Annotated in this window: 1 pseudogene; it reads left to right on the top strand. The window is 76.2% G+C overall.

Features of this window, described 5'->3' with window-relative positions:
- A pseudogene (locus EAO77_RS36435) lies at positions 1 to 546 on the top strand (MFS transporter); the annotation flags it as partial.
- Between the last annotated feature and the right edge of the window lie 97 nt (positions 547 to 643).

The following is a 643-nucleotide window of genomic DNA, read 5'->3' as shown; positions in this document are numbered from 1 at the left end:
GTGGTGTGGCTGCTGGCCACCATCGACCCGGTGATCGACGACGGCTCCTTCCTCGGCGCCATGGCCCTGCTCGGCGCCGGGATGGGGCTGCTCGCCTCGCAGCTCGGCGACGTGGTGCAGTCGGGTGCCGGCGACGCCGAGCGGAGCGAGGTGGGAGGGCTGCAGTTCACCGCGCAGAACCTGGGCTCCTCGCTCGGCACGGCCTTCATCGGCTCCCTGCTCATCGGCGCCCTGGCCACCGCCTTCGCCACCCGTGTCGAGGACGATCCGCGGATCTCGGACGCGGCCCGCACCTCGTCGGTGGGAACGAAGGCGATCCCGGCCTCCAGCGCGATGCCGGTCTCCTGCCGGGCCGCGGCCGAGCGGGCCGGCCTGCCGCCGGCCGAGGTCGAGGCCCTCGCCGACTCGTACGCGTCCGCGCAGCTCGACGGACTCCGCGCGGGCATCCTGGCGGCGGGCGGCATCACCCTGGCGAGCCTGCTGGTCACCGGCAATCTCCCGGCCACGCGGTCCGTGAAGGGCGCGGGCGCGCCGGGGAGACCATGACCGCGCGCCCGCGTCCCGGCGCACGGCCCCGTGCCGGGTCACCTGCGCGGGGTGAGGCCGCGGCCGGACCGGCGGCGGACGATCGGGACGATCGGGA

This window comes from Streptomyces sp. T39 (assembly GCF_008042045.1).
Classification (GTDB): domain Bacteria; phylum Actinomycetota; class Actinomycetes; order Streptomycetales; family Streptomycetaceae; genus Streptomyces.
This window is presented reverse-complemented; position numbering and strand designations above follow the sequence as displayed.